Source organism: Burkholderia glumae LMG 2196 = ATCC 33617 (genome assembly GCF_000960995.1).
In the GTDB taxonomy this organism is placed as follows: Bacteria; Pseudomonadota; Gammaproteobacteria; order Burkholderiales; family Burkholderiaceae; genus Burkholderia; species Burkholderia glumae.
Map to the genome: position 1 here is coordinate 1,459,047 of NZ_CP009435.1, position 26,682 is coordinate 1,485,728.

The 26,682-nt window shown below is 69.9% G+C and carries 24 protein-coding genes; 9 read left to right on the top strand and 15 right to left on the bottom strand.

From position 1 onward, the window contains the following. Positions 1–35: 35 nt before the first annotated feature. Complete coding sequence (hemA, locus tag KS03_RS19230; protein WP_012734511.1) at positions 36–1,322, bottom strand: glutamyl-tRNA reductase; 1,287 nt, start codon at positions 1,320–1,322, stop codon at positions 36–38. Positions 1,323–1,932: 610 nt separating this feature from the next. Between hemA and KS03_RS19235 the strand changes: the two genes are divergently transcribed. The 3 genes from KS03_RS19235 to KS03_RS19245 are packed head-to-tail and all read left to right on the top strand — an operon-like array spanning position 1,933 to position 4,677. Continuing rightward, the gene (locus tag KS03_RS19235; protein ID WP_012734512.1) at positions 1,933–2,184 is read left to right on the top strand and encodes a hypothetical protein; all 252 of its coding nucleotides are present in this window, start codon (positions 1,933–1,935) and stop codon (positions 2,182–2,184) included. Between the two features lie 22 nt (positions 2,185–2,206). Then, on the top strand, positions 2,207–4,021 hold the full coding sequence (locus KS03_RS19240) for an aminopeptidase P family protein (RefSeq protein ID WP_035983132.1): 1,815 nt from the start codon (positions 2,207–2,209) through the stop codon (positions 4,019–4,021). Positions 4,022–4,050: 29 nt separating this feature from the next. Continuing rightward, positions 4,051–4,677 (top strand): HAD family hydrolase, encoded by a 627-nt coding sequence (locus KS03_RS19245; protein ID WP_012734514.1) that lies wholly within the window; start codon positions 4,051–4,053, stop codon positions 4,675–4,677. A gap of 84 nt (positions 4,678–4,761) precedes the next feature. Here KS03_RS19245 and ettA read toward each other — a convergent pair whose 3' ends face one another. The 4 genes from ettA to KS03_RS33090 form a co-directional block, all read right to left on the bottom strand. Next, entirely contained in the window at positions 4,762–6,429 is a 1,668-nt protein-coding gene (gene ettA / locus KS03_RS19250; RefSeq protein WP_012734515.1) for an energy-dependent translational throttle protein EttA, read from the bottom strand. Positions 6,430–6,953: 524 nt separating this feature from the next. Continuing rightward, positions 6,954–8,048 (bottom strand): redox-regulated ATPase YchF, encoded by a 1,095-nt coding sequence (gene ychF / locus KS03_RS19255; RefSeq protein ID WP_012734516.1) that lies wholly within the window; start codon positions 8,046–8,048, stop codon positions 6,954–6,956. Between the two features lie 234 nt (positions 8,049–8,282). Next, positions 8,283–8,648 carry a hypothetical protein gene (locus tag KS03_RS19260; RefSeq protein ID WP_012734517.1) on the bottom strand — a complete coding sequence of 122 codons (366 nt, stop codon included), beginning with the start codon at positions 8,646–8,648 and terminating at the stop codon, positions 8,283–8,285. Between the two features lie 130 nt (positions 8,649–8,778). Further along, positions 8,779–8,901: a hypothetical protein gene (locus KS03_RS33090; RefSeq protein ID WP_012734518.1), complete on the bottom strand. Its 123-nt coding sequence runs from the start codon at positions 8,899–8,901 to the stop codon at positions 8,779–8,781. Between the two features lie 421 nt (positions 8,902–9,322). Between KS03_RS33090 and KS03_RS19270 the strand changes: the two genes are divergently transcribed. The 4 genes from KS03_RS19270 (at position 9,323) to KS03_RS19285 (ending at position 14,103) form a co-directional block, all read left to right on the top strand. Beyond that, positions 9,323–10,504 (top strand): UbiH/UbiF family hydroxylase, encoded by a 1,182-nt coding sequence (locus tag KS03_RS19270; protein ID WP_012734519.1) that lies wholly within the window; start codon positions 9,323–9,325, stop codon positions 10,502–10,504. A 225-nt stretch (positions 10,505–10,729) separates the two neighbouring features. Further along, the gene (locus KS03_RS19275; RefSeq protein ID WP_012734520.1) at positions 10,730–11,455 is read left to right on the top strand and encodes a DsbC family protein; all 726 of its coding nucleotides are present in this window, start codon (positions 10,730–10,732) and stop codon (positions 11,453–11,455) included. 115 nt (positions 11,456–11,570) lie between these two features. After that, a complete protein-coding gene (locus KS03_RS19280) occupies positions 11,571–13,361 on the top strand; it encodes a M61 family metallopeptidase (RefSeq protein WP_012734521.1) in 1,791 nt (596 codons plus the stop codon). A gap of 145 nt (positions 13,362–13,506) precedes the next feature. Next, a complete protein-coding gene (locus KS03_RS19285; RefSeq protein WP_012734522.1) occupies positions 13,507–14,103 on the top strand; it encodes an FMN-dependent NADH-azoreductase in 597 nt (198 codons plus the stop codon). A gap of 160 nt (positions 14,104–14,263) precedes the next feature. Here KS03_RS19285 and KS03_RS19290 read toward each other — a convergent pair whose 3' ends face one another. The 9 genes from KS03_RS19290 to rpe form a co-directional block, all read right to left on the bottom strand. Further along, a complete protein-coding gene (locus KS03_RS19290) occupies positions 14,264–15,112 on the bottom strand; it encodes a uracil-DNA glycosylase (protein ID WP_012734523.1) in 849 nt (282 codons plus the stop codon). A gap of 14 nt (positions 15,113–15,126) precedes the next feature. Then, entirely contained in the window at positions 15,127–15,753 is a 627-nt protein-coding gene (locus KS03_RS19295; protein ID WP_012734524.1) for a CYTH domain-containing protein, read from the bottom strand. A 17-nt stretch (positions 15,754–15,770) separates the two neighbouring features. Then, on the bottom strand, positions 15,771–16,562 hold the full coding sequence (gene trpC, locus KS03_RS19300; RefSeq protein WP_012734525.1) for an indole-3-glycerol phosphate synthase TrpC: 792 nt from the start codon (positions 16,560–16,562) through the stop codon (positions 15,771–15,773). 70 nt (positions 16,563–16,632) lie between these two features. Beyond that, positions 16,633–17,661, bottom strand: coding sequence for an anthranilate phosphoribosyltransferase (trpD, locus tag KS03_RS19305; protein ID WP_012734526.1), 1,029 nt, complete (start codon positions 17,659–17,661; stop codon positions 16,633–16,635). A gap of 11 nt (positions 17,662–17,672) precedes the next feature. Beyond that, positions 17,673–18,263 carry an anthranilate synthase component II gene (locus KS03_RS19310; RefSeq protein ID WP_012734527.1) on the bottom strand — a complete coding sequence of 197 codons (591 nt, stop codon included), beginning with the start codon at positions 18,261–18,263 and terminating at the stop codon, positions 17,673–17,675. Between the two features lie 374 nt (positions 18,264–18,637). After that, the gene (locus KS03_RS19315) at positions 18,638–19,888 is read right to left on the bottom strand and encodes an MFS transporter (RefSeq protein ID WP_012734528.1); all 1,251 of its coding nucleotides are present in this window, start codon (positions 19,886–19,888) and stop codon (positions 18,638–18,640) included. A gap of 286 nt (positions 19,889–20,174) precedes the next feature. Further along, positions 20,175–21,668: an anthranilate synthase component I gene (gene trpE / locus KS03_RS19320; RefSeq protein ID WP_012734529.1), complete on the bottom strand. Its 1,494-nt coding sequence runs from the start codon at positions 21,666–21,668 to the stop codon at positions 20,175–20,177. 351 nt (positions 21,669–22,019) lie between these two features. Next, positions 22,020–22,733 (bottom strand): phosphoglycolate phosphatase, encoded by a 714-nt coding sequence (locus KS03_RS19325; protein WP_012734530.1) that lies wholly within the window; start codon positions 22,731–22,733, stop codon positions 22,020–22,022. A 4-nt stretch (positions 22,734–22,737) separates the two neighbouring features. Next, positions 22,738–23,424, bottom strand: coding sequence for a ribulose-phosphate 3-epimerase (gene rpe, locus KS03_RS19330; RefSeq protein ID WP_012734531.1), 687 nt, complete (start codon positions 23,422–23,424; stop codon positions 22,738–22,740). A 179-nt stretch (positions 23,425–23,603) separates the two neighbouring features. Here rpe and apaG point away from each other — a divergent pair, with 179 nt between their 5' ends. Together apaG and mltA are read left to right on the top strand one after the other, a co-directional pair. Next, positions 23,604–23,978, top strand: coding sequence for a Co2+/Mg2+ efflux protein ApaG (gene apaG, locus KS03_RS19335; protein WP_012734532.1), 375 nt, complete (start codon positions 23,604–23,606; stop codon positions 23,976–23,978). Between the two features lie 85 nt (positions 23,979–24,063). Beyond that, on the top strand, positions 24,064–25,296 hold the full coding sequence (mltA, locus tag KS03_RS19345; RefSeq protein WP_012734533.1) for a murein transglycosylase A: 1,233 nt from the start codon (positions 24,064–24,066) through the stop codon (positions 25,294–25,296). Positions 25,297–25,345: 49 nt separating this feature from the next. Here the strand turns inward: mltA and paaK are convergent, their stop codons facing one another. Further along, positions 25,346–26,641 carry a phenylacetate--CoA ligase PaaK gene (paaK, locus tag KS03_RS19350; protein WP_012734534.1) on the bottom strand — a complete coding sequence of 432 codons (1,296 nt, stop codon included), beginning with the start codon at positions 26,639–26,641 and terminating at the stop codon, positions 25,346–25,348. Positions 26,642–26,682: the final 41 nt, after the last annotated feature.

Sequence of the window (26,682 nt, forward strand, 5' to 3'; positions counted from 1 at the left end):
GGAGGGCCGGCACTGCGGCCGAAGGCGCAGCGGCGCTAGTTGTCGGCGCGCGGGCCATGCGCGTAGAAGCCGCGCATCAGGTCGATCAACTGGTCGCGTTCGGTGCCGCTGGTGCGGTTCAGCGCCGAGGTCGGGCCGTGGATCAGCTTGTTGGTGAGCGCCTGCGACAGCGCGTCGAGCACGGCGAGCGGATCGTCGCCGCGCGCGAGCATCTTCTGCGCGCGCTCGACCTCGGTGCGGCGCAGCGCGTCGGCCTGCGTATGCATGTGGCGGATGATCGGCACCACGCTGCGCGTGTCGAGCCACTGCATGAAGTGCTGCACGCGCGTCTCGATGATGGTCTCGGCCTGCGCCACGGCGGCCTGCCGCGACGCGCTGCCTTCGCGCACGATCGCGCCGAGATCGTCGACGGTATAGAGGAACACGTCCTTCAGCTTGCCGACCTCCTGCTCGATGTCGCGCGGCACGGCCAGATCGACCATGAAGATCGGCCGGCGGCGGCGCGCCTTCACCGCGCGCTCCACCGCGCCCAGGCCGATGATCGGCAGCGTCGAGGCGGTACACGAGACGATGATGTCGAACTCGTGCATGCGGGCGGGCAGGTCCGCGAGCGGCATCGCGTGGCCGCCGAACCGCTCGGCGAGCTTCGCGCCGCGCTCGGCGGTGCGGTTGGCGACCACCAGCTCGCGCGGCGTTTGCGCGGCGAAGTGCGTCGCGCAGAGCTCGATCATCTCGCCCGCGCCGATGAACAGCACCTTCTGGTCGGCCACGTTCTCGAAGATGCGCTGTGCGAGCCGCACCGCGGCCGCGGCCATCGACACCGACTGCGCACCGATCTCGGTGGTGCTGCGCACTTCCTTGGCCACCGCGAAGGTGCGCTGGAACAGCTGGTTCAGATAGGTGCCGAGCGCGCCGGCCTCCGAGGCGGTGCGCACCGCATCCTTCATCTGGCCGACGATCTGGGTTTCGCCGAGCACCATCGAGTCGAGCCCGGAGGCGACCCGGAACGCGTGGCGCACGGCTTCGGACTGCGGCAGCGCGTAGACGTGCGGGGCCAGTTCGTCGGCCGGGATGCGGTGGAAGTCGGCCAGCCAGCGCAGCGCCGCGTCGCGCGCGGCGCGATCGTCGGTGGCGCAGTAGAGCTCGGTGCGGTTGCAGGTGGAGAGAATCGCCGCCTCGGGCGCGTTCCGTGCCTGGCGCCCCAGGAAGACGTCCTTCAGCGTGGACAGTGCAGGCTTGATCTGTTCGAGCGGAAACGCTACGCGTTCGCGCAAGGCGACGGGCGCAGTGTGGTGATTGATTCCGATCGTGAGAAGCTGCATATCCGGGGACTATCGTTTAGGTTCGCATTATAGCGTCTTACCGCTGCTCCCACTGCCGGCCATGCTGCCGACCCGCCGGGCCGCCGGCGCATCCCGCGCGGCAGCCGGTCGCGCCCGTCGGACGGCGCTGCCGCGGCATTCCGGCAGGCATGGCCCCGGCCCCGACGGCCGAAAAAAGCCTGCTCGGCGTGGATGGGCGCGACGGCAGGTCGCAGCAACTTCGCGGTACGATGCGCCCGAATTGCCGGCTTGACAACCGGGCTTGCCCGGAATTCGCGCGGTTTTACCCTGCCGTGCGGGATCGGCCCGGCCCGACGAGCACGCGCTGAAAAAAGTGCTGGATCACCCGGCGCGAGCCGCTGCGGGGCTCCATTCGGCGCTGCATTTGGTGCTCCATTTGGCGCTCCCTTCGGCACCGGCGCGTTTACATTTATGTAGACTTGCCTTACAGCAGGACGGCCCCTAAACTCGACCACTGCGCGCGGTCATTCCGTCAGCGCTATCTCAATACAATCCGAATCCTCGTCGTCTCCGGGCGCAAGCCCGCGACTCCGCGCGTTTCGGTCAGGCCCGGGGCAATGGCGATCGAAAATTCGAAACAAGGCGCGCGATGAACTGGCCGGGAATCGTCGTCCTGGGGCTTGCCGTGGGTGGGCTCGGCTGGTGGCTGCATCCGGCCCGCACCGGCCGGCGCGGCTGGCGCGCGGCGCTGGTCGCGGCGCTGGCCGGCGCGGTCGTCGCCAGGCTGGCCGGCAATCTCACCGGGCTGTTCCACGACGGCGGCACGCTCGAATGGCCGGTCTGTGCCGTCACGGCGCTCGTCGCCACCACGTTGACCATGGGCGCGCTCGCCCGCCGCTGAACCCTCACGGATGGAATCCAACATGAACGCCCGTCATCCCGACGTCTCGCCCGTCCCCGCCCGGCTTGCCCTGTTGCGCAGCGCGATGGCGCGCGAGGGCGTCGCCGCCTGCCTCGTGCCGTCTGCCGATCCGCACCTGTCGGAATACCTGCCGGAGCACTGGCAGTCGCGCCGCTGGCTGTCCGGCTTCACCGGCTCGGTCGGCACGCTGGTCGTGACGGCCGATTTCGCCGGCCTTTGGGTCGACAGCCGCTACTGGGTGCAGGCCGCCGCGCAACTCGACGGCACCGGCGTGCAGCTGATGAAGATGATGGGCGGCCAGCAGACCCAGCCGCACGTCGAATGGCTCGCCGAGCACGTGCCGGCCGGCGCCGCGGTCAGCGTGGACGGCGCGGTGCTCGGCGTGGCCGCCGCGCGCGCGCTGGCCGCGGCGCTGGCCGCGCGCGGCGTGGTGCTGCGCACCGATCTGGATCTGCTCGAGCGGATCTGGCCGGAGCGTCCCGCGCTGCCGGCGGCGCCCGTGTTCGAGCACGTCGCGCCGCACGCGCAGATCGCGCGCGCCGCCAAGCTCGCGCAGGTGCGTGAGGCGATGCGCGCGCAGGGCGCCGGGGTCCATTTCATCTCGACGCTCGACGACATCGCGTGGCTGTTCAACCTGCGCGGCGCCGACGTCAGCTACAACCCGGTGTTCGTCGCGCATGCGCTGATCACGGCCGACCAGGCGACGTTGTTCGTCGTCGACGGCAAGCTCGACGCGGCGCTGCAGGCGTCGCTCGCGGCCGACGGCGTGACGGTGCGCGCCTACGAGACGGCCGCCGCCGCGCTGGCCGCGCTGCCGGCCGGCAGCACGCTGCTGATCGATCCGCGCCGCGTGACGTTCGGCTCGCTGCAGGCGGTGCCGGACACGGTGAGGCTGGCCGAGGCCGTCAACCCGTCGACCTTCGCGAAGTCGCGCAAGACGCCGGCCGAGATCGCCCACGTGCGCGAGACGATGGCGCGCGACGGCGCGGCGCTGGCCGAATTCTTCGCCTGGTTCGAGGCCGCGCTCGGCCGCGAGACCGTGACCGAGCTGACCATCGACGAGCAGCTGAACGCCGCGCGCGCGCGACAGCCCGGCTTCGTGTCGCCGAGCTTCGCGACCATCGCCGGCTTCAACGCGAACGGCGCGATGCCGCATTACCGGGCGACGCCCGAGGCGCACGCGACGATCGAGGGCGACGGGCTGCTGCTGATCGACTCGGGCGGCCAGTTCGTGGGCGGCACCACCGACATCACGCGCGTGGTGCCGATCGGCACGCCGAGCGAGGCGCAGCGGCGCGACTTCACGATCGTGCTGAAGGCGATGATCGCGCTGTCGCGCGCGCGCTTCCCGCGCGGCATCCGCTCGCCGATGCTCGACGCGATCGCGCGCGCGCCGATGTGGGCCGCCGGGCTCGACTACGGCCACGGCACGGGTCACGGCGTCGGCTATTTCCTGAACGTCCACGAAGGCCCGCAGGTGATCGCGCACTACGCGGCGGCCGATCCGCAGACGGCGATGGAGGAGGGCATGATCACCTCGAACGAGCCGGGCGTGTACCGGCCCGGGCAATGGGGCGTGCGCATCGAGAACCTGGTGCTGAACCGCGCGGCGGGACAGACGCCGTTCGGCGACTTCCTCGAGTTCGAGACGCTCACGCTGTGCCCGATCGACACGCGCTGCGTGCTGGCCGAACTGCTCGACGCGGGCGAGCGCGCCTGGCTCGACGACTATCATGCGACGGTGCGCGAGCGCGTCGGCCCGCTCGTCACCGGGGCGGCGCGGGCCTGGCTCGAGGCGCGCACGCGGCCGCTCTGACGCGCCGGGCGGATTCGGAAGGGGGAGGTATGCCAGCCATCCGGGCGGTCGTGTTCGATTTCGGCGGGGTGCTGATCGACTGGAACCCCGAGTATCTGTACCGGCAGCTGATTCCCGACGCGCAAGCGCGGCGGCGCTTTCTCACCGAGGTCTGCGGGATGGACTGGGTGGTGCGGCAGGACGCCGGGCAGACGCTCGCGGACGGCACCGCCGAGAAGGTCGCCGCGTTTCCTCAGCATGAGGCGCTGATCCGCGCGTTCTACGCGCGCTGGCCCGAGATGGTGGCGGGCCAGTTCGACGACGGGGTCGCGCTGGTCGAGCGGCTCGACGCGGCCGGCGTGCCGCTGTTCGGGCTCACCAACTGGTCGGCCGAGACGTTCCCGTATGCGTGGCAGCGCTATGCGGTGCTGCGCCGCTTTCGCGACATCGTGGTGTCGGGGCGCGTGAAGCTCGCCAAGCCCGATCCGGCGATCTATCGCGAGATGTTCGCGCGCATCGCCGCGCAACTGCCCGGCATCGCGCCGGGCGAACTCGTGTTCATCGACGACAACCCGCGCAACGTGCAGGCGGCCGCCGCGCTCGGCTGGCACGGCATCCGCCATACGGACGCGGCCGCCACCGAGGCGCGACTGCGCGAGCTGGGCGTGCCCGCCTGAGGCGCGGCGCGCCCGCGTCGTGCGGCCTCGCCGCTCACCGGGCAACGGGCGAAGCCGCCCGTTGCCCGGGTTGCCGCGTGCCGCTCAGCGGCTGATCGGCTTGAAGCGGATCCGCTTCGGCTTGGCGGCCTCCTCGCCGAGGCGCGCGCGCTTGTCCGCTTCGTATTCCTGGTAGTTGCCGTCGAAGAACACCACCTGCGAATCGCCCTCGAACGCGAGAATGTGGGTCGCGATCCGGTCGAGGAACCAGCGATCGTGCGAGATCACCATGACCGAGCCCGCGAATTCGAGCAGCGCGTCTTCCAGCGCGCGCAGCGTTTCCACGTCGAGATCGTTCGACGGCTCGTCGAGCAGCAGCACGTTGCCGCCGGCGATCAGCGTCTTGGCCAGGTGCAGGCGCCCGCGCTCCCCGCCCGACAGGTTGCCGACGATCTTCTGCTGGTCGCCGCCCTTGAAGTTGAAGCGGCCGATGTAGGCGCGCGACGGCGTTTCGTACTTGCCGACCGTCAGCACGTCGGCGCCGCCCGAGATTTCCTCGAACACGGTCTTCTCGCTCGCGAGCGCGTCGCGGCTCTGGTCGACATAGGCGAGCTTGACGGTCGGGCCGTGGATGATCTCGCCCGAATCCGGCTGCTCCTTGCCCGTCAGCATGCGGAACAGCGTCGACTTGCCCGCGCCGTTCGGCCCGATGATGCCCACGATCGCGCCGGCCGGAATCTTGAAGCTGAGGTTGTCGATCAGCAGGCGGTCGCCATAGGCCTTGCTGACGTTCTTGAACTCGATCACTTCGTTGCCGAGGCGCTCGCCGGCCGGGATGAAGATTTCCTGCGTTTCGTTGCGCTTCTGGTATTCCTGGCTGCTCAGCTCCTCGAAGCGCGCGATCCGCGCCTTCGATTTCGCCTGGCGGCCCTTCGGGTTCTGGCGCACCCACTCCAGTTCCTTCTTGATCGCCTTCTGGCGAGCCGATTCGGACGCCTCTTCCTGCTTCAGCCGCGCTTCCTTCTGGTCGAGCCAGCTGCTGTAGTTGCCCTTCCAGGGAATGCCGTGGCCGCGGTCGAGCTCGAGAATCCACTCGGCCGCGTTGTCGAGGAAGTAGCGATCGTGGGTGACCGCCACCACCGTACCCGGGAAGCGCGTCAGGAACTGCTCGAGCCACTCCACCGATTCCGCGTCGAGGTGGTTGGTCGGCTCGTCGAGCAGCAGCATGTCGGGCTTCTCGAGCAGCAGCTTGCAGAGCGCGACGCGGCGCTTTTCGCCGCCCGACAGATGCTCGATCTTCGCATCCCAGGGCGGCAGGCGCAGCGCGTCGGCGGCGATCTCGATCTGCTGCTCGGGGCTGCCGCCGTCGGAGGCGGCGAGGATCGCCTCGTACTTGGCCTGCTCGGCCGCGAGCGCGTCGAAATCGGCGTCGGGCTCGGCATAGGCGGCGTAGATCTCATCGAGCTTCTTCTGCGCGCTGAAGACGTCGCCGAGCCCTTCTTCCACCGTCTCGCGGACGGTCTTGGACGGGTCGAGCTGCGGCTCCTGCGGCAGGTAGCCGATGTTCAGGTTCGGCATCGGCGTGGCTTCGCCCTCGATGTCCTTGTCCACGCCCGCCATGATGCGGATCAGCGTCGACTTGCCCGAGCCGTTCAGGCCGAGCAGACCGATCTTCGCGCCGGGGAAGAACGACAGCGAGATGTCTTTCAGGATCTGGCGCTTGGGCGGCACGATCTTGCCGACCCGGTTCATCGTGAATACGTATTGGGCCATCTGCGTCAGTGGAACTCGTCAAGGTTGGGCCGTCGCCGGCCGCGTGCGGCGGCGAGGGGCGACGGAGGGGCCGGTGCGGACCGGAGCGCTGCCGTGACTGGACGGCGGCGCGACCGCGAGCCAGGCGCGGCGGGACCGCGTATTGTACTGCGCGCGCCGGGCCGGTGGCTCCGCCGTCCCGGACGGGGCTACCGGCCCGGACGCGGCCCTGATGGGATCTCGCGCCCCGGCGGTGGTCGGCGCGTGTGCCTATCGGCTATCCGGTGGTGGCCTCGCGGCACCGCCCCGGCGGGCCTGCGGCGCCCGCGCCGATGCCGCCGTGCGGCGGGCATCGGCAGCCGATGCCTGATCTGGCTGAGGCTGGCGCGCGTGAGCTTCGAGATGGGCGCGCCGAAGTAGACGGCGAGCTTCGAGGCGCTCCCGATCGCGACGCTGGCCGCACCGGTGCCGGCAGGCGGCCGCGGGCGCGGCGCCGGCGGGGCGCCCGGGCGGCCGCTGGTGGGGCCGCCCGGGCGCGAGCGGTGTCAGACGTTGAACAGGAAGTTCATCACGTCGCCGTCGTGGACCACGTATTCCTTGCCTTCGGCGCGCATCTTGCCCGCTTCCTTCGCGCCCTGCTCACCCTTGTAGGTGATGTAGTCGTCATAGCCGATGGTCTGCGCGCGGATGAAGCCGCGCTCGAAATCGGTGTGGATCACGCCCGCGGCCTGCGGGGCCGTGTCGCCGATGTGGATCGTCCAGGCGCGCACTTCCTTGACGCCGGCCGTGAAGTAGGTTTGCAGGCCGAGCAGCTTGAAGCCGGCGCGGATCACGCGGTCCAGGCCCGGCTCGTCCATGCCCATGTCGGCGAGGAAGGCCTCCTTGTCGGCGTCGTCGAGGTCGGCGATTTCCGCCTCGATCGCGGCGCACACGGCCACCACCGGCGACTTCTCGGCCTCGGCGTAGCGGCGTACCGCGTCGAGGTGCGGGTTGTTCTCGAAGCCGTCGTCCTTGACGTTGGCCACGTACATGGCGGGCTTCGCGGTGATCAGGCAGAACGGCTTGAGAATCGCGCGCTCGTCGTCGGACAGCTCGAGGCCGCGCACCGCCTTGCCCTGATCGAGATGCGCGCGTACCTTCTCGAGCGCGGCGGCGAGCTTGACCGCTTCCTTGTCGTTGCCCGACTTGGCCGCCTTCGAGTAGCGCGCGAGCGCCTTTTCCACGGTGGCCAGATCGGCCAGCGCGAGTTCGGTGTTGATCACCTCGATGTCGTCGAGCGGGCTCACGCGGCCGGCCACGTGGATCACGTTCTCGTCCTCGAAGCAGCGCACCACGTGCGTGATCGCGTCGGTCTCGCGGATGTTGGCGAGGAACTGGTTGCCGAGCCCTTCGCCCTTGCTCGCACCCGCCACCAGGCCGGCGATGTCGACGAACTCGACCACGGCCGGCACGATCCGCTCCGGCTTCACGATCGCCGAGATCGCCTTCAGGCGCGCGTCCGGCACCTCGACGATGCCGACGTTCGGCTCGATGGTGCAAAACGGATAGTTCTCGGCGGCGATGCCGGCCTTGGTCAGCGCATTGAACAGGGTGGACTTGCCGACGTTGGGCAGGCCGACGATGCCGCATTTGAGGCTCATGGAAAACCTTTCTGGATCAGATGTTGTGCCGGTTCGCGTGGCGCCGGGCTCGCTCGCGCCGCCACGCTGCGGGCGCCGAGGGAGCCGGGCGGGGCGGCCGGCGGCGCGAGGCGGCACGGCGGTGGCCGGCGCTCGCGCGGCAAGGCCGCCCGCGAAAACGGCAATTGTATCGCGTTCGGGTGGCGAGATTTCGGGGCGGCAGCGCGAATGGGGCGGGGGCGCCGGGCCGCGTGCTCAATCGGCGATGCGCCGGTCGGCCAGCGCCGCGCGGCAGTCGTCGAGCACCAGCTCGACGAGCCGCGACTGGCGGTCGAGATCCTCGCTGTCGATGATTTCCTCGACGGCGTCGCGGGCCCAGGCCGCCTCCACGAAGCTCGCGTGCTTCTTCGCGATGTCGAGCGCGACGGCGGCGAGCTTCGCGATGCACAGCCAGTCGGCCTCGCGCAGATGGCGATCGAGCCACTTGTGCGCCGCCTGAACCTGGAACGGCGCCGACGGCCAGGATTCGTTCAGATAGAACGCGCCGAGATTTCCGACCGTGAGCCAGCACAGCAGGTCGACGCGGTCGTGGTGGGTGAGGTTGTGGTGTACGTCGCTCATGGCCATGCTCGAGATGGGGTTGAGAGTCGCTTTCCGTCACCGGTGAAACTCGGAGCCGACGAATCAACAATAGCACGCCATGAACGCTTGCATGCAAGCCGGGACTCGCCCGAACTCGCGTGAACCCGCATCAGTAGCGGTAGTAGTCGTGATGATGGTGATAGCCGCCGTCCGGCACGACGATGCAACCGCCGAGCATGCCGCCGAGCGCGACGGCGAGGGTGGCGAGCAGTGCGATCCGTTTCAGCTTCATGGTGAGTCTCCGGTAGGTTCGTCGATGGAGCCGACTGTAGCGGCGCGCCGGATGACAAGCCGTGTACCTTTGTAAGAAAACGTGTGGGGCGTAATGGTGCGCGCCGGCCTGCCCGCCGCGAGCCGGGAGCGCAGTTACGGATGAAATGGTTCCGGATCGAACCGGCCTGCCGCCGGGGCCGATCGACGGGACCATCGGGGCCAGCTACCCGAGCGCAGCGGGCCGGCCGGGCACGGCCTGCTGCGGGCGGGGCCGCGCCGGGTGGGCGCGACAGCGCGCGTGGGGCCGGCCGGCAGCGGGCGGTGGGCGCGGCAGCCGGTGCGAGGGTCGCGCTGCCGCCCGAGCGGCGCCCGGATTGCCCGCGTTGGCGCTGATCTTCCGCAAATCGGTACGGCCGGCCGTGTGCGGCCGCGCGGCTATAATGCGCGCCATGACAGCCCATACCCAGACCTTCGACGTCGCCGTGGTCGGCGGCGGCCTTGTCGGCAAGACCGCTGCGCTCGCGATGACGCAGGCGGGCCTCAGGACGGCGCTGCTCGCGCAGCCGGCCGCTCCGCGTCCGGCCGACCTGTCCTTCGACGCGCGCGTCTACGCGCTGTCCGCGAGTTCGCAGGCCCTGCTCGAGCGGCTGCGCGTCTGGCAGGCACTCGAGCACGAACGGCTCGCGCCCGTCTACGACATGCGCGTATTCGGCGACGCGCAGGCCGAACTGCATTTCTCGGCATTCCAGGCGGCCGTCGCGCAACTCGCGTGGATCGGCGAATCGTCGCTGGTCGAGCGCGGGCTCGACGCGGCGCTGCGCTTCCAGCCGAACCTGACCTGGCTCGACACGCGCGCACAGGGGCTCGACGTGAAGCCGGACGTGGCGCTGCTCACGCTCGCCGACGGCGGCGTGCTCTCGGCCGACCTGGTGGTCGGCGCCGATGGCGCGCATTCGTGGGTGCGCGCGCAGATCGGCTCGCGCGTCGCGCGGCGCGACTACCGGCAGACCGGCGTGGTGGCCAACTTCAAGGCCTCCGAGCCGCACCGCGAAACGGCCTGGCAGTGGTTCCGCGACGGCGAGATCATCGCGCTGCTGCCGCTGCCCGACGGCCACGTGTCGCTGGTCTGGTCGGCCCACACGGCCCATGCCGATCAGCTGCTCGCGCTCGATCCGGCCCAGCTCGCGGCCGAGGTCGAGCGCGTCAGCCACCGCCAGCTCGGCACGCTCGACTGCGTGACGCCCGCGCAGGGTTTTCCGCTCGCGCTGCAGACGGTGGACCGGCTGGTCGCACCGCGCGTGGCGCTGGTCGGCGACGCCGCGCACCTGATCCACCCGCTCGCGGGCCAGGGCATGAACCTGGGCCTGCGCGACGTGGCCGCGCTGGCCGATGCGATCGCTTCGCGCGAGGCGTTTCGCGATCTTGGCGACCTCGTGCTGCTGCGCCGCTACGAGCGCGCCCGGCGCGAGGACATTCGTGCGCTGATGCTGGCCACCGACGGCCTGCAGCGGCTGTTCGCGCTGCCCGGTACGCTCGCGCGCGCGGTGCGCAACACCGGCATGGCGCTCGTCGGCGCCCAGCCGCTCGTCAAGCGCTGGCTGGTCGCGACGGCGCTCGGCTGAGGGCGGCCGATGCGTCGCTGCGCCCGCGCGCGCCTGTTCGCCGTCCGCCCGGCGGCGCCCATGATCGGCGTCGACCACGGTGGCCGGCCGGTCCCATGCGCCGTGCGAAATGTCGCGCACGGCCCTCATTTCGATATGAGCCGGCCGGGCCCATCCAGATCGGACAGGCTCCGGCCACCGTCGTACACTAACGGGCGTACGACCGCCCTCCCAAGGAACTGCTGAATGAAAACGATAGTCCGAATCGCCGCGCTGGTGCTGGCGACCGCCGCCGCCACGCTGGGCTGTACCGCGCAGGCCGACCAGACCACCGACAAGCTGAAGGCGACGCTGCAGGCGCGCCTTGGCGACGCGACGGTGAAGGGCATCACGAAGTCGCCGATCCCGGGCCTCTACGAGGTCAACCTGGGCTCGCAGATCGTCTACAGCGACGCGGCCGGCGATTACGTCCTGCTCGGCGAACTCGTCGACACCAAGTCGCGCAAGAACCTGACCGAGGCGCGCATGGCCGAGATCAACAAGGTCGATTTCGCGAGCCTGCCGCTGGGCAACGCGATCAAGGTCGTGAAGGGCAATGGCGCGCGCAAGATCGCGGTGTTCTCCGACCCGAATTGCCCTTACTGCAAGCGCTTCGAATCGACGCTGCAGTCGATGGACAACGTAACCGTCTACACCTTCCTGTATCCGGTGCTGACGCCGGACTCGACGGTCAAGTCCAAGGCGATCTGGTGCGCGTCTGACCGCGCCAAGAGCTGGGAGGGCTGGATGATCAACCATCAGCCGCCGGCCGGGGCCGGCAATTGCGACACCACGGCGCTCGAGAAGAACCTCGCGCTCGGCCGCAGCCTGAACGTGAGGGGCACGCCCACCATCTTCCTCGCGGACGGCACGCGCCTGCCCGGCGCCGTGTCCGCCGACGAACTGAACAATGCGCTCGCTTCGGTGAAGTGACGCGCGCGGTCCGCGCCGCGCCCCCACCCCCGTTGCGCAAAGAGGCGCCGCCGTCCCGCAGGCGCCTCTTTCTTTTCGACCCCGCTATCCGAACCGCTTCTTGCCGATGTCATCGATGACCCCGATACGCTATTCGATCGTCCCGAAGGACCCTGCCGCCCACCTGTTCGAGGTCACGCTGACGGTGGCCGAGCCCGCTGCGGACGGCCAGCGCTTCATGCTGCCGGTGTGGATTCCCGGCAGCTACATGGTGCGCGAGTTCGCGCGCAGCATCGTCACGCTGCGCGCGTTCAACGAGGCGGGCCGCAAGGTGCGCATCGCGAAGACCGACAAGCACAGCTGGCAGGCCGCGCCGGTGGCCGGCCCGCTGACGCTGCGCTACGAGGTCTACGCCTGGGACCTGTCGGTGCGCGCCGCGCATCTGGACGACACGGGCGGCTTCTTCAACGGCACCAGCGTGTTCCTCGCCGTCGAGGGGCAGGAGGCGGCGCCGTGCGTGGTCGCGATCGAGCGGCCGGCCGGCGATAGCGCGCGCCGCTGGCGCGTGGCCACCGCGCTGCGCGAGGCGCGCGGCACGAAGCGGTACGGCTTCGGCGACTACCTGGCCGACGACTACGACGAGCTCATCGATCATCCCGTCACGCTCGGCGAGTTCGCGCTGGCGAGCTTCGCGGCGCACGGCGTGCCGCACGACGTGGTGATCGCGGGGCGGGTGACGCGGCTCGACATCGAGCGGCTCGCGGCAGACCTCAAGCGCATCTGCGAGGCGCAGATCGCGCTGTTCGAGCCGCGCACGAAGAAGGCGCCGATGGCTCGCTACGTGTTCATGACGCAGGCCGTCACCGACGGCTACGGCGGTCTCGAGCACCGTGCCTCCACGGCGCTGGTCTGCAACCGCGGCGACCTGCCGGTGAAGGGCCGGCCGGAGACGACCGACGGCTACCGCACCTATCTCGCCCTCTGCAGCCACGAATACTTCCACACCTGGAACGTCAAGCGCATCAAGCCGGCCGCGTTCGTGCCCTACGATTTGCGCCAGGAAAGCTACACTTCGCTGCTGTGGCTGTTCGAGGGCTTCACGTCCTACTACGACGACCTGATGCTGGTGCGCAGCGGCCTGATGAGCCGCGACGAGTATTTCGCCGCGCTCGGGCGCACCGTGGGCGGCGTGCTGCGCGGTACGGGGCGCCTGAAGCAGAGCGTCGCGGAAAGCTCGTTCGACAGCTGGATCAAGTATTACCGCCAGGACGAGAATGCCTCGAACGCGATCGTCAGCTACTACACCAAGGGCTCGCTCGTCGCGCTCGCGTTCGATTTGGCGATTCGCGGCGCTACTCGCAACCGCAAGTCGCTCGACGACGTGATGCGTCTGCTGTGGACGCGCTACGGCCGTGATTTCTACCACGGCCAGCCGCGCGGCGTGGGCGAGGACGAGGTGGCCGCGCTGATCACCGAGGCCACCGGCGTGGCGCTGGGCAGGCTGTTCGACGACGCCGTGTCCGGCACGCGCGACCTGCCGCTGGCCGAGCTGCTCGAGCCGTTCGGCGTGATGCTCTCGCCCGAGGCGGGGCCGAACCCGAAGCCGTCGCTGGGCGCGCGCGTGCGCGGCGGCGCGGATACCACGCTGGCCGTGGTCTACGAGGGCGGCGCCGCGCACCGCGCGGGCCTGTCGGCCGGCGACGTGCTGATCGCGATCGACGGCCTGCGCGTGACCGGCGCGAACCTCGACGCGCTGCTCGCGCGCTACCAGCCTGGCGAGCGCGTGCAGGTTCATGCGTTTCGCCGCGACGAACTGCGTGAGACGACGCTCAGGCTCGACGCGCCGGACGTCGTGCGCTACCGGCTCACGGCCGACACGCGCACCGCCGCGCGGCGCGGCTGGCAGCAAGGCTGGCTCGGCGGCTAGCACGAACGAAATCGTTCCAGCGGCGCGGATTGTTCCGGTGGTGCAACAATCCGTCGCCGGGCGCCGGCTTTTTCCGGTCTGGACGCATCCGCACAATGGCCCAACTCGCGCTTCACCGGAAGCGCACACCCAACGGAGCCCCGACATGACGACCATTCTGCAGATCAATTCCGCCGCCCGCTCGCAGGGCGCCCGCTCGACCCAGCTCGCCGACGAGCTGACCGCGAAGCTCGAACGGGACAATCCCGGCTCCAAGGTGGTGGTGCGCGACCTGCTCTCCAACGCGCAGCCGCATCTGGACGACGCCGTGCTCGGCGCGTTCTTCACGCCGGCCGAGCAGCGCAGCGCGGAGCAGAACGCGATCGTCGCCCGGAGCGACGAGCTGGTCGAGGAACTGAAGGCCGCGGACGTGATCGTGATCGCCGCGCCGCTCTACAACTTCGGCATCTCCTCGCACCTGAAGGCCTACTTCGACTGGATCGCCCGCGCCGGCGTCACGTTCCGCTACACCGCGACCGGCCCGGAAGGCCTGATCACCGGCAAGAAGGTCTATGTCGTCTCGGCGCGCGGCGGCAAGTATTTCGGCACGCCGAACGATACGCAGACGCCGTACCTGAAGTCGTTCCTCGGCTTCATCGGCCTGACCGACGTGTCGTTCATCTACGCGGAAGGCCTGAACCTCGGGCCGGACTCGGAAGCGGCCGGACTGGCGGCGGCGCGCGAGGCGATCGCCGCGGTCTGAGGGCCGGGCGCGGCGCCCGGCAACTGACGGCGGCGCGCGGCGGCACGATGGCCCGACGCAAACAGCCCGATCGGCCCTAGCCGATCGGGCTGTTTGCATCAGGGGCGGGGGAGGGGCGGCGCAGCCGCCGGACGCGCCAGGCGCGGCTCGAGCACGGCGCTCAGGCCAGCACCTGCGCCTCGTCGGGCAGGCGCCAGTCGATCGGTGCTTGACCGTGCTCGCTCAGGTATGCGTTGGCGAGCGCGAAGTGGCGGTTGCCGAGAAAGCCGCGGTGCGCCGACAGCGGCGACGGATGCGGCGATTCGAGCACGCAATGCACGCTGGCGTCGAACAGCGCGCGCTTGGCCTGCGCATGCGCGCCCCACAGCATGAACACGAGTCCGCGATGGCGCCGCGCGAGCTCGCGGATCAGCGTATCGGTGCAGGGCTCCCAGCCGTGTTTCGCGTGGCTCGCCGCCGCGCCTCGCTCCACGGTCAGCACGGTATTGAGCAGCAGCACGCCCTGGCGCGCCCACGAATCGAGGCAGCCGTGCCGCGGCGTGGCGTAGCCGAAATTGGCCGTGATTTCCTTGAAGATATTGCGCAGCGACGGCGGCGGTCGTACCGCGGGCGGCACCGAGAACGCAAGGCCGTGCGCCTGCGGTGTGCCGTGATCGTCGCCGTGGTAGGGATCCTGGCCGAGGATCACGACCTTCACGTCGTCAGGCGCGGTCAGGCGCAGCGCGCGGAACACGTCGGCTGGATAGATCGTCTTGCCGGCGGCGCGCTCGGCATCGACGAAGCGGCACAGCGGCGCGTAGGTATCGCTCGCGGTGAACGGCGCCAGCAACGCGCGCCATGCGGCGGGCAGCGCGTCGAACTGCGCGGCGAGCGGCAGCGGCGGCACCGGGCCGGCGCCGGCGTGCAGCGCGATCTTGTCAGCGGCGGGCGGCGCCACCGCTGCGGCAGGCGCGTCGAACAGCGAGGCCTGGGCCGTCGGCGCCTTGCGGGAAGAGGGGCGGTTAGCCATGCGCGGCGCGGGCCTCAGGCGGCGCGCAGCTGGTAGCCGCGCTGCGCCTTGCTGCGATCCTCGGGCGCGAGGCCCGGCAGCGCGCGGCCGAGTTCCGCCGCGAGCGCGTGCAGCGCCGCCGCGTCGCCCTCGATCAATTCCAGCTCGATTTCGCGGATCGGCTCGCGGCGCGTAGCGCCGCCGGCCTCGGCAACGATCTCGCCGAGATCGAGCGCGGCCTCCACGGCGGTGCCGTCGCGCTCGATGCGCCACAGCGTGCGTGCGAAATCGGTGCGGAACAGCGGGACGAGCGCGGGCGCCGCGGCGCGCAGCGCGTCGGCGGCCTCCGGCACGTCGCAGGCGGCGAGCAGCGCGTCGATCTCGAGCGCGTCGCCGGCCACCGGCAGTTCCCACTCGTGGCGCGTATGCAGGCCCGCCTCGGCCGTGCCGACCGTCTTGAAGGTCTGCAGCCAGCCCTGCGGCGCCCGCCGCACGCGCAGCGCGCTGCGGGCGCGCGCCAGCGCGAGCCCGGGCGTGTCGTAATAGACGTTGACGAGCGTGATCTCGCGGCCCGGGGTGCCGGCGCAGGCGTCGAGCGCGAGGCGCGCCGCGGTGTGCGCGCCGGCCGGCAGCGCGAGCTTGATTTCGGTTTCGATCGCCATGGGCGGCCTCGGCAGGCTCAGAAGAACATCCGCGCGAGTTCTTCGCCCGGCTGCTCGGCGCGCATGAACGCCTCGCCGACGAGGAACGTATGGACGCCCGCGCGCCTCATGCGCTCGACGTCGTCGCGCGTGCGGATGCCCGATTCGGTCACGACGATGCGCTCGGCCGGCACCATCTCGAGCATGCCGAGCGTGGTGTCGAGCGTGGTCTCGAAGCTGCGCAGATTGCGGTTGTTGATGCCGATCAGCGGCGTCTTCAGCGTCAGCGCATTGGCCATCTCGTCGCGATCGTGGACTTCGACCAGCACCGCGAGGCCGAGCGAGTGCGCATAGGCTTCGAGGTCCTGCATCTGCGGCGTGTCGAGCGCCGCGGCGATCAGCAGGATCGCGTCGGCGCCCATCGCGCGCGCCTCGAGCACCTGGTACGGGTCGATGATGAAGTCCTTGCGCAGCACCGGCAGCGCGCAGGCCTCGCGCGCCTCGCGCAGGTAGCGCGCGCCGCCCTGGAAGAACTGTTCGTCGGTCAGCACCGACAGGCAGGCCGCGCCGTGCCGTGCGTAGGAGGCGGCGATTTCGGCCGGCACGAAGTGCTCGCGCAGCACGCCTTTCGAGGGGCTCGCCTTCTTCACTTCGGCGATCACGGCGCTGCGGCCGGCCGCGTGCTGCGCGCGCAGCGCGCCGACGAAGTCGCGCGTGTCGGCGCCGCGCGCCTCGGCTTCGAGCCGCAGCGCCTCGAGCGGCGTGCTGCGCAGCCCGGCGGCGATTTCTTCGCGTTTGACGGCAATGATTCGATTGAGGATGTCGCTCATGGCATTCCGGCGGAGCGCGGTCCGCATGATGGGTTGGGGGAGCCGGCGGTGCCGGCCGGCGGGCGGGCGCTCAGCGCCCGAATTGACAGGTGAAGCGTACCAGTTCGTCGACCTTGGCGCGCGCGCGGCCGCTCGCGATCGCCTCGCGTGCCGTGTCGATGCCGGCAGCGATCGACGGCGCGATGTTGGCCGCATAGAGCGCGGTGCCGGCGTTCAGCGTGACGATCTCGCGCGCCACGCCGGGCTTGTTGTCGAGCGCCTCGAGCAGCATCGCGCGCGATTCCTCGGCGTTCTCCACCTTCAGCGAGCGGTTCGACACCATCTGCAGGCCGAAATCCTCGGGATGGATCTCGTACTCGGTGACCTTGCCGTCGCGCAGCTCGCCCACCAGCGTGGCCGCGCCGAGCGAGACCTCGTCCATGCCGTCCTTGCCGTAGACCACCAGCACGTGCTCGGCGCCGAGCCGTTGCATCACGCGGACCTGGATGCCGACCAGATCGGGGTGGAACACGCCCATCAGCTGGTTCGGCGCGCCGGCCGGATTGGTCAGCGGGCCGAGGATGTTGAAGATGGTGCGCACGCCGAGCTCGCGGCGCACCGGCGCGATGTTCTTCATCGCCGGATGGTGGTTCGGCGCGTACATGAAGCCCATGCCGGTCGCCTCGATCGAGGCCGCCACCTGCTCGGGCGCGAGATCGATGTTGACGCCGAGCGCATCGAGCACGTCCGCGCTGCCCGACTTGCTCGACACGCCGCGGTTGCCGTGCTTGGCGACCTTCGCGCCGGCCGCGGCCGTCACGAACATGGTGGCCGTCGAGATATTGAAGGTGTGCGAGCCGTCGCCGCCGGTGCCGACGATATCGACGAAGTTCGAATTGTCGGAGACCTCGACATGGCGCGCGAACTCGCGCATCACGGTGGCCGCCGCGGCGATCTCGCCGATCGTCTCCTTTTTCACGCGCAGGCCGGTGATGATCGCGGCGGCCATCACGGGCGACATGTCCCCGCGCATGATCATGCGCATCAGGTGCAGCATCTCGTCGTGGAAGATTTCGCGGTGCTCGATCGTGCGTTGCAGCGCTTCCTGCGCAGTGATCATCGCGCCCTCGCTCATGCCGGCTGCGCGCTGCCGGCGCGCGCCTGCTTCAGGAAGTTCTCGAGCAAGGCGTGGCCGTGCTCGGAGAGGATCGATTCGGGATGGAACTGCACGCCCTCGATCGGCAGCGTCCGGTGGCGCACGCCCATGATCTCGCCGTCCTCGGTCCAGGCTGAGATTTCGAGGCAGTCCGGCAGCGATTCGCGCTCGATCGCGAGCGAGTGGTAGCGCGTCACGTCGAACTGCCTCGGCAGATCGGCGAACACGCCGCGGCCGTCGGTCTCGATGCGGCTCACCTTGCCGTGCATGATCGTCTTGGCGCGGATCACGCGGCCGCCGAATGCCTCACCGATCGCCTGATGGCCGAGGCACACGCCGAGGATCGGCTTCTTGCCCGCGAACTCGCGCAGCACCGCGAGCGTGATGCCGGCGTGCTGCGGGTTGCTCGGGCCAGGCGACAGGCAGATCGCGGCCGGATCGAGCCGGGCGATCTCGTCGAGCATGATCTCGTCGTTGCGGTGGGTCCGCACGTCTTCGCCGAGTTCGCCGAAATACTGGACCAGGTTGTAGGTAAACGAATCGTAATTGTCGATCATCAGCAGCATGATTGGGCTCAACTTGATGACTTGCTCGAATGAGTATCTCTTGCCGCGATCGCGGCGAGAAGCGGATTGCCGCAGCCATGTCATCCGGCGCGCAGCGACGGGATGCGATGGCGGGCGCCCGAGGCGGGCAGAAATGGCGGTCTCGGTTGGCTTAACGCCAACCGAACAGAAGCAGAACGGAGGGGAAGCGGCTGCTGTGTCGCATGGTGGCGAACATTCTAGCAGGAATCGCGCGGGATTCCTCGCCGGAAACTTGCGCCGGCGCGCCGGCTGGCCGGATCGCGACCCTCGCGCCGCAGCTGGCGAGGCGCGCCGCTTGGACGCGGCACGCCAGCCGGGCGCCGGGCGGCAGCCGTCCCGCCGGCCGGGCGGTTTCAGGCGGTGGTGGACCGGCCGCGCGCGCGCCGCGCCGGCGCGCGGCCCAGCACCGCGTTGCTGAGCGCGCTGGCGAGCAGCAGCACGCAGGTCGTCAGGAACACGTAGCGCATCCCCAGGTGGCCGCCGACAAAGCCGCCCGCCACCGGCCCCAGCACCTGCCCGGAATACTGCGCCGAGGTGGAATAGCCGAGCACGCGGCCCACCGAGCCGTCCTGCACGTTGTGGCGGATGATCGAGGTCAGGCACGGCAGCAGGCCGCCGAGCGACAGGCCCATCAGGAAGCGCAGCGCGATGAGCTGCCAGGCGTGCGTGACGAAGGCCTGCGGAATCAGCAGCAGCCCCGACACGGCGAGGCAGGCGATCACCACCTTCAGCGCGCCGATCCGGTCGGCGATCTTCCCCAGCCGCGAGGCCGAGGTGATGCTGCCCAGTGCGGCCGCCGACATCGCGAGGCCGGCGTAGAACGTCACGTTGCCGGCATCGCCGAGCAACTGCTGCATGTAGACCGTGATGATCGGCTCGATCGACATGTTGGCGAACATCAGCAGCATCGCGGTGGCGAGCATGGTCAGCACCAGCCCGCGGGTGCCGGCGGCGAGCGCGGCGCCGCTGCCGGCGCCCTGCTGGCGGCGGGCCGCGATCGCGTCGCGATCCTCGCGGATCAGGGTGGCGGTGGCGACGAAGTTGAGCAGGATGAAGCCGCTCGCGAGGAAGAAGGTCATGCGGATCCCGACGTACTGCGGCAGGATTCCGCCCAGGAGCGGCCCCAGCAGGTTGCCCGCCATGATCCCGGAGGACAGCATGCCGAGCGCCCAGGCCGAGCGTTCCTTCGGCGTCTGGGCGGCGACGATCACGTACGAGCCGGACGTGTAGCCGCCGGCGAGCCCGACCAGCAGGCGCAGCGCGACGAGTTGCCAGACGTTCTGCGACAGCCCGATCAGCGACATCGCCACCACCATGCCGAAGCTGGCTCGCACCAGGTTCAGCTTGCAGCCGTAGCGATCGGCCAGCCGCCCCCAGAGCGGCGCCACCAGCGCCGCGGAAAGGAACGTCGCGCCGTAGGCGATGCCGGACCACTGCACGATGGCCGCGTGCCCGTGCACGCCGAGCTGCTCGATGTAGAGCGGCAGGAACGGCAGCAGCAGCGTCATGGCGACGATGTTGACGAACGAGCCGCAGAAACAGACGGCGAGATTGCGCTGCCACGCGGCGTTCGACGCGCCGGGAGCCGGAGGGGAAGTGGTCATGGACGGTGCGGTTGGGCGCTCAGGCGGCCGCGGCGGACGGGATCGAGGACGCGACCGCGTCCGCTCGCCACGACGGCGGGCGGTGAGCAGGAATCGGCTTCGCGCATTGTCTCTCAAGCCGCGCGCGAGTGCAGCGCGATACGCGGCGGCCCGGTCCCCGAGCGGGACTCGCGGGCCGGGCCGGCCGCCTGGTGGCGGCACGCGGCGGCGCCCGAAGTCGCGCGCGGCCTGCCGCAACTGGCGGCGCCGACGGCAGGCAGCCGCGTCCGGCGCCGCGAGCCGTCGTTCAGAAGTCGCCGTCGAGGCCGTCCTGAACCTGTTCGGCCGCGCGCAGCACCGCGCGCGCCTTGTTCTCCGTTTCCTGCCATTCCGATTCGGGCACCGAGTCGGCCACCACGCCGGCGGCCGCCTGCACGTAGAGGTTGCCGTTGTGGATCAGGCCGGTGCGGATCGCGATCGCGAGGTCCATCTCGCCCGAGAACGACAGATAGCCGACCGCGCCGCCGTAGAGGCCGCGCTTGACCGGCTCGAGCTCGTCGATCAATTCCATCGCGCGCACCTTCGGCGCGCCGGACAGCGTGCCGGCCGGGAACGTCGCGCGCAGCACGTCGTAGTTCGTCATGCCGGGCTTGAGCGTGCCCTCGACCGAGCTGACGATGTGCTGCACGTGCGAGTACTTCTCGATCACCATCCGGTCGGTGACGGCTACCGAGCCGGTGGTCGCGATGCGGCCCACGTCGTTGCGCGCGAGGTCGATCAGCATCACGTGCTCGGCGATCTCCTTCGGATCGTTGAGCAGTTCGGTGGCGAGCGCCGCGTCGCGTTCCGGCGTGTTGCCGCGCGGGCGCGTGCCGGCCAGCGGGCGGATCGTGACGACCTGGTCCTCGCCGCGCTTTTCCTGGCGCACCAGGATCTCGGGCGAGGCGCCCACCACGTGGAATTCGCCGAAGTTGTAGTAGTACATGTACGGCGACGGGTTCAGGGATCGCAGCGCCCGGTACAGCGACAGCGGATTGTCGCGAAACGGCTTGGTCAGGCGCTGGCCGACCTGCACCTGCATCAGCTCGCCGGCCGCGATGTATTCCTTGGCCTGGCGCACCGCCGCCAGATAGTCGTCCTTCTTGAACTCGCGGAACGTCTCGGTGCGCACGCTCGCCGACGTGACGGGCGGCTGCACCGTCGCATGCAGCCGCTGCTTCAGTTCGCGCAGCCGCTGCTTCGCCTTCGCGTAGGCTTCCGGCCGGCCCGGATCGGCGTAGACGATCAGATAGAGCTTGCCGGCGAGGTTGTCGATCACGGCGACTTCCTCGGTCAGCAGCAGCTGGATGTCCGGCAGGTTCAGATCGTCGGGCGGCGTCGAGTCGGCGAGCTTCTTCTCGATGTAGCGCACCGCGTCGTAGCCGAAGTAGCCGGCCAGGCCGCCGCAGAAGCGTGGCAGGCCGGGACGCTGGGCCACCTTGAAGCGCGCCTGGAAGGCCTCGATGAAGGCGAACGGATCGCCTTCGTGGGTTTCCACCACCTGGCCGTCGGTGACGATCTCGCAGACGCCGTTGCGGGTGCGCACCAGCGTGCGGGCCGGCAGCCCGATGAACGAGTAGCGCCCGAAGCGCTCGCCGCCCACCACCGATTCGAGCAGGAACGAATTGGCGCCGCCGCGCTCGGGCTGCGCGAGCTTCAGGTACAGCGACAGCGGGGTTTCGAGGTCGGCCAGCGCCTCCGCGATCAGCGGGATGCGGTTGTAGCCGGCGTTCGCGAGCGATTGGAATTCGAGTTCAGTCATGTTCCGGTCCTGTCTGGACGAGCGGCAAAAGGTGCCGGGAGAATCGCGGGCGCTGCGCGGCGGGCCGGGGGGGCGGGACGGTCGTAAGCCTGACCGGCTTGCGCTCCGCTCACGCGCTGCGCCGGCATGCCTAGCCGCTGCCCGGACGCGGCGGCGTACGGCATGGCGGTGCGGGACGGCGAATCGGTGGACGGGGCGCGGACACGCGCAGCAAACAAAAAACGGATACCGGAGCCGAACTCCGGCGAACCTCGACGAGGTTAGCGCGACCAGCGACGCCAGGGCCAGGCTCCCCGGTCGATGCTGCTCAGACTCCGTTTTTTGTTCAGAAACATGCGGTGGAAGATCAAATCAGAGGGTATGCCCGATGCGATTGTGCGCGGTGATGACCTGCGCCGCCACGAGCAGCGAGCCGACTATACCATCCGAATTTATCGTTTGTATAGCCTTGCCATGGTTGTAGCCGTAGGGCACCGTCAGCGTCGCGAGGCCCGCCGCGCGGCCCGCGATCGCGTCGTTTTCCGAGTCGCCGATGGCCACCGCCAGCGCCGGTTCGACACCGAGCCGCTCGCAGGCGGCGAGCATCGGCAGCGGGTCGGGCTTCTTGCGCGGCAGGCTGTCGCCGCCGAGCACCACGCCGAAATAGCCGTCCAGCGCGTATTGCGCGAGCAGCTCGGCGGCGAAGCGCAGCGGCTTGTTGGTCACGCAGGCGAGCGCGAGGCCCGCCTCGCGCATCGCGCGCAGGCCGCCCTCGACGTCGGGGTAGAGCCGCGTGTGACGGCCGTTGATCTTGGCGTATTCGGTCTGGTAGATCGCCAGCGCGTCGTCGAAGCGAGCCTGCGCCTCGGCCTCGGCAAAGCGCGGCTTCAGCACCTGCGCGATCAGGTTCTCGGAGCCCTTGCCGACGTAATGCATGACCTCGTCGCGCGTCGTGGCCGGGGCGCCCAGCCGGGCGAGCATGGCGTTCAGGCCCGCCGTGAAATCGTCGGCGGTGTCGATCATGGTGCCGTCCAGATCGATTAGCGCGGCCGCGAGCCTCGGCGCGGCGAAGCGGATCGTCGTCATCGGCTCAGCCCTTCGCAACGCCGGCGAGCGACGCGCGCATCTCGTCGATCACGGCCCGGTAGTCGGGCTTGCCGAAGATCGCGGAGCCGGCCACGAAGGTGTCCGCGCCCGCCGCGGCGATTTCGGCGATGTTGTCGACCTTCACGCCGCCGTCCACCTCGAGATGGATCTCGCGGCCGGTGCGCTCGCGGTAGGCGTCGATCTTCGCCCGCGCCTCGCGCACCTTGCGCAGCGCCTCGGGGATGAACGACTGGCCGCCGAAGCCCGGGTTCACCGACATGATCAGCACCAGATCGAGGCGGTCCATCACGTGGTCGAGGTAGTTGAGCGGCGTGGCCGGGTTGAACACGAGGCCGGCCTTGCAGCCATGGTCCTTAATCAGGCTCAGCGTGCGGTCGATGTGATCGGAGCCTTCCGGGTGGAAGCTGATCACGTTGGCGCCCGCCTTCGCGAAGTCCGGCACGATCCGGTCCACCGGGCGCACCATCAGATGGACGTCGATCGGCACCTGCACGTGCGGCCGGATCGCTTCGCAGACGAGCGGCCCGATCGTCAGGTTCGGGACGTAGTGGTTGTCCATCACGTCGAAGTGGATCCAGTCGGCGCCGGCGGCGACGACATTGCGGACTTCTTCGCCGAGCCGCGCGAAATCGGCTGACAGAATGCTGGGAGCGATGCGGAATTGCGTCATGTCGGTAGCGGGGGGCGTGCGTTGATGCGAAGCCGCCATTCTACCGCCGCGGGCGGCGCCGGCTGCCGCGCGGTTGCGGGCGCTGGCGGCATCAAGCAGAATGCCGACCAGAGCGGGCCGCCGGGCGGGCCGTGCGGCGTCCCGCCGGGGCGCCGGTCGACCTTCGAAGCAGGAACCCCATGAGCCAGTACGAATTCAGCGTGTCGGTGAAAACAGCTTATCTGCCGGAACAATCCGACCCGGAGCGGCGTCAATATGCATTCGCCTACACGCTGACGATTCGCAATACCGGCCAGGTGGCGGCGCAGCTGATCGCGCGGCACTGGGTGATCACCGACAGCGAACAGCAGGTGCAGGAAGTGAAGGGACTCGGCGTGGTCGGCCATCAGCCGCTCCTGAAGCCGGGCGAGCAATTTGAATACACGAGCTGGGCGGTGATCGCGACGCCGGTGGGCAGCATGCGCGGCGCTTACTTCTGCGTGGCCGAGGACGGCGAGCGCTTCGACGCGCCGGTCGCCGAATTCGCGCTGCACATGCCGCGCACGCTGCACTGAGGGCGCGGGGCCTTAGCTTCGGTTGCGCGGATCGTCGGCTTGCTGCCGGCGCTGCTGTTTCTTGCCGGACGCGGTCCAGGCGACGATGAAAATCAGCAGGCCGAGCGCCAGCAGTGATTCCAGCGCGAAGATCAGCATCGGGTATTCGTCGAACAGATCAGACATGGCGGTTTCCATCAAGAACGTTCATTGTAGGTGGTTCGGGCCGCGGCTAGCCGGATGGGCAGCCGCGATCGCGACGGCGGCGCTGCTGGCCGCCTGCGGCGGGGCGCCGGTGCGCCCGCCGGTGGCAAGGGCGCCCGGCGGCGCGCCGTTCGTGCCCGGCCAGGTGGCCGCCGAGCGGCTCACGCCGGTGGCCTGGCAGCAGGTGCCGGGCTGGCAGGACGACACGCTGATCGGCGCGACCATCGCGCTGCGCGAGAACTGCACGCGCCTCGCGCGCGTCCCCAACTGGCGCCGGGCCTGCGAGGCGGCCGGCCGGCTCGACGATCTCGACATCACCGGCGCGCGCAGCTTCTTCGAAACCTACTTCACCCCGTACCAGTTCGCCAACACCGACGGCACGCTCGACGGCCTCGTGACCGGCTACTACGAGCCGCTGCTGCGCGGCTCGCGCGTGCGCCGCGGGCCTTACCAGACCGCGCTCTACCGCTGGCCGGCCGGCTATCGCGCCGGCGCCGTGCTGCCGACGCGCGCGCAGCTCGAACGCTCGGGCGTGCTGAACGGCAACGAACTGGTGTGGGTCGATGATCCGGTCGACGCGTTTTTCCTGCAAGTGCAGGGCTCCGGGCGCGTGGTGCTCGACGACGGCACCGTGATGCGGGTCGGCTACGGCGGCACCAACAACCAGCCGTACCGGTCGATCGGCAAATGGCTGCTCGACCACGGCGAACTCACGCCCGGACAGGCGACCATGCAGGGCATCAAGGCCTGGGCGCGCGCCAACCCGACGCGGCTCGACGCGCTACTCGACACCAATCCGCGCTTCGTGTTCTTCCGCGAGATGCCCTCGCAGGAAGGCGTGCCGCAAGGCGGTGCGGACGGCCCGATCGGCGCGCTCGGGGTGCCGCTGACCGCCGAGCGCTCGATCGCCGTCGATCCGTCGGCGATTCCGCTCGGCACGCCGGTGTTCCTGCAGACCACGCGGCCGCTCACCAATACGCCGATGAGCCGGCTCGTGTTCGCGCAGGACACCGGCTCCGCGATCAAGGGCGGCGTGCGCGCCGATTATTTCTGGGGGCTCGGCGACGACGCGGGCGATCTGGCCGGCCGCATGAAGCAGGTCGGCCGGATGTGGCTGCTGCTGCCGAACTCCTGAGGCGCGGCCGCCGCGGCGGGGCGCCTGCGGGGTGAGCCGGCGGCGGCCTTCAGCGGCGCCGGTCGATCACGCGGCGTGCCTTGCCGACCGAGCGCTCGATGCCGTTCGGCGCCAGCACCTCGACCACCGCGCTCACGCCGATCAGCGCCTTGATGTCGTGGGCCAGCGCGCGACGCGCGGCGTCCAGCTGCGCGGCATCGGCCGCCGCTTGCGGGCAGGGCTCCACGTTCAGCGTCATCACGTCGAGCGGGCCATCCTTCGTCAGCACGATCTGGAAATGCGGCGCCAGCGCGCGTTGCTTGAGCAACTGCTCCTCGATCTGAGTCGGAAACACGTTCACGCCGCGAACGATCATCATGTCGTCGGCACGGCCGGTGATCTTCTCCATCCGCCGCATCGGGCGCGCCGTGCCGGGCAGCAGGCGTGTGAGATCGCGCGTGCGGTAGCGCACGATCGGCAGCGCCTCCTTGGTCAGCGAGGTGAACACCAGCTCGCCGAGTTCGCCGTCCGGCAGCACCTCGCCCGTCAGCGGATCCACCACCTCCGGATAGAAGTGGTCCTCCCACACCGTCGGGCCGTCCTTGGTGGCCGCGCATTCGGACGCGACTCCCGGCCCGATCACCTCCGACAATCCATAAATGTCGACCGCGTCGATACCCAGGCGGGCCTCGAGCGCCGCGCGCATCTCGTTGGTCCATGGTTCGGCGCCGAAGATGCCGATCCGCAGCGACGATTCGCGCGGGTCGAGCCCCTGCCGCTCCATCTCGTCGGCAATCGACAGCATGTAGCTCGGCGTCACCATGATGATGTCGGGCCGGAAATCGCGAATCAGCTGCACCTGCTTCTCGGTCTGGCCGCCGCCGAACGGGATCACCGTCAGGCCGGCGCGCTCGGCGCCGTAATGCGCGCCCAGGCCGCCCGTGAACAGGCCATAGCCGTAGCTGACGTGGACCTTGTCGCCGCGTCGCGCCCCGGCCGCACGGATCGAGCGCGCGACGAGGCCGGCCCAGGTGTCGATGTCGCGTGCCGTGTAGCCGACCACGGTAGGCTTGCCGGTGGTGCCGGACGAGGCGTGCAGGCGCGAGACCCGCTCCGGCGGTACCGCGAACATGCCGAACGGATAGTTGTCGCGCAGGTCGTCCTTGGTCGTGAACGGGAACCGCGCGAGATCGGCGAGGCCGCGCAACTCGTGCGGATGCACCCCCGCCGCGTCGAACTTGCGTCGATAGACAGGCGAGTTCTCATAGGCGTGCGTGAGCGACCACCGCAGGCGCTCGAGCTGCAGCGCCTGCAGTTCGTCGCGGCTGGCGGTCTCGATCGGTTCGAGCGCAAGTTGAGCGTTCATCGGTGTCTCCTGCCATCGTCCTGTTCGCTGGCGGCGGCGCG

Coding starts and splice junctions, on each gene's coding strand:
- hemA (WP_012734511.1), bottom strand. CDS start 1,322: ATGCAGCTTCTCACGATCGGAATCAATCACCACACTGCGCCCGTCGCC.
- KS03_RS19235 (WP_012734512.1), top strand. CDS start 1,933: ATGAACTGGCCGGGAATCGTCGTCCTGGGGCTTGCCGTGGGTGGGCTC.
- KS03_RS19240 (WP_035983132.1), top strand. CDS start 2,207: ATGAACGCCCGTCATCCCGACGTCTCGCCCGTCCCCGCCCGGCTTGCC.
- KS03_RS19245 (WP_012734514.1), top strand. CDS start 4,051: ATGCCAGCCATCCGGGCGGTCGTGTTCGATTTCGGCGGGGTGCTGATC.
- ettA (WP_012734515.1), bottom strand. CDS start 6,429: ATGGCCCAATACGTATTCACGATGAACCGGGTCGGCAAGATCGTGCCG.
- ychF (WP_012734516.1), bottom strand. CDS start 8,048: ATGAGCCTCAAATGCGGCATCGTCGGCCTGCCCAACGTCGGCAAGTCC.
- KS03_RS19260 (WP_012734517.1), bottom strand. CDS start 8,648: ATGAGCGACGTACACCACAACCTCACCCACCACGACCGCGTCGACCTG.
- KS03_RS33090 (WP_012734518.1), bottom strand. CDS start 8,901: ATGAAGCTGAAACGGATCGCACTGCTCGCCACCCTCGCCGTCGCGCTC.
- KS03_RS19270 (WP_012734519.1), top strand. CDS start 9,323: ATGCGCGCCATGACAGCCCATACCCAGACCTTCGACGTCGCCGTGGTC.
- KS03_RS19275 (WP_012734520.1), top strand. CDS start 10,730: ATGAAAACGATAGTCCGAATCGCCGCGCTGGTGCTGGCGACCGCCGCC.
- KS03_RS19280 (WP_012734521.1), top strand. CDS start 11,571: ATGACCCCGATACGCTATTCGATCGTCCCGAAGGACCCTGCCGCCCAC.
- KS03_RS19285 (WP_012734522.1), top strand. CDS start 13,507: ATGACGACCATTCTGCAGATCAATTCCGCCGCCCGCTCGCAGGGCGCC.
- KS03_RS19290 (WP_012734523.1), bottom strand. CDS start 15,112: ATGGCTAACCGCCCCTCTTCCCGCAAGGCGCCGACGGCCCAGGCCTCG.
- KS03_RS19295 (WP_012734524.1), bottom strand. CDS start 15,753: ATGGCGATCGAAACCGAAATCAAGCTCGCGCTGCCGGCCGGCGCGCAC.
- trpC (WP_012734525.1), bottom strand. CDS start 16,562: ATGAGCGACATCCTCAATCGAATCATTGCCGTCAAACGCGAAGAAATC.
- trpD (WP_012734526.1), bottom strand. CDS start 17,661: ATGATCACTGCGCAGGAAGCGCTGCAACGCACGATCGAGCACCGCGAA.
- KS03_RS19310 (WP_012734527.1), bottom strand. CDS start 18,263: ATGCTGCTGATGATCGACAATTACGATTCGTTTACCTACAACCTGGTC.
- KS03_RS19315 (WP_012734528.1), bottom strand. CDS start 19,888: ATGACCACTTCCCCTCCGGCTCCCGGCGCGTCGAACGCCGCGTGGCAG.
- trpE (WP_012734529.1), bottom strand. CDS start 21,668: ATGACTGAACTCGAATTCCAATCGCTCGCGAACGCCGGCTACAACCGC.
- KS03_RS19325 (WP_012734530.1), bottom strand. CDS start 22,733: ATGACGACGATCCGCTTCGCCGCGCCGAGGCTCGCGGCCGCGCTAATC.
- rpe (WP_012734531.1), bottom strand. CDS start 23,424: ATGACGCAATTCCGCATCGCTCCCAGCATTCTGTCAGCCGATTTCGCG.
- apaG (WP_012734532.1), top strand. CDS start 23,604: ATGAGCCAGTACGAATTCAGCGTGTCGGTGAAAACAGCTTATCTGCCG.
- mltA (WP_012734533.1), top strand. CDS start 24,064: ATGAAAATCAGCAGGCCGAGCGCCAGCAGTGATTCCAGCGCGAAGATC.
- paaK (WP_012734534.1), bottom strand. CDS start 26,641: ATGAACGCTCAACTTGCGCTCGAACCGATCGAGACCGCCAGCCGCGAC.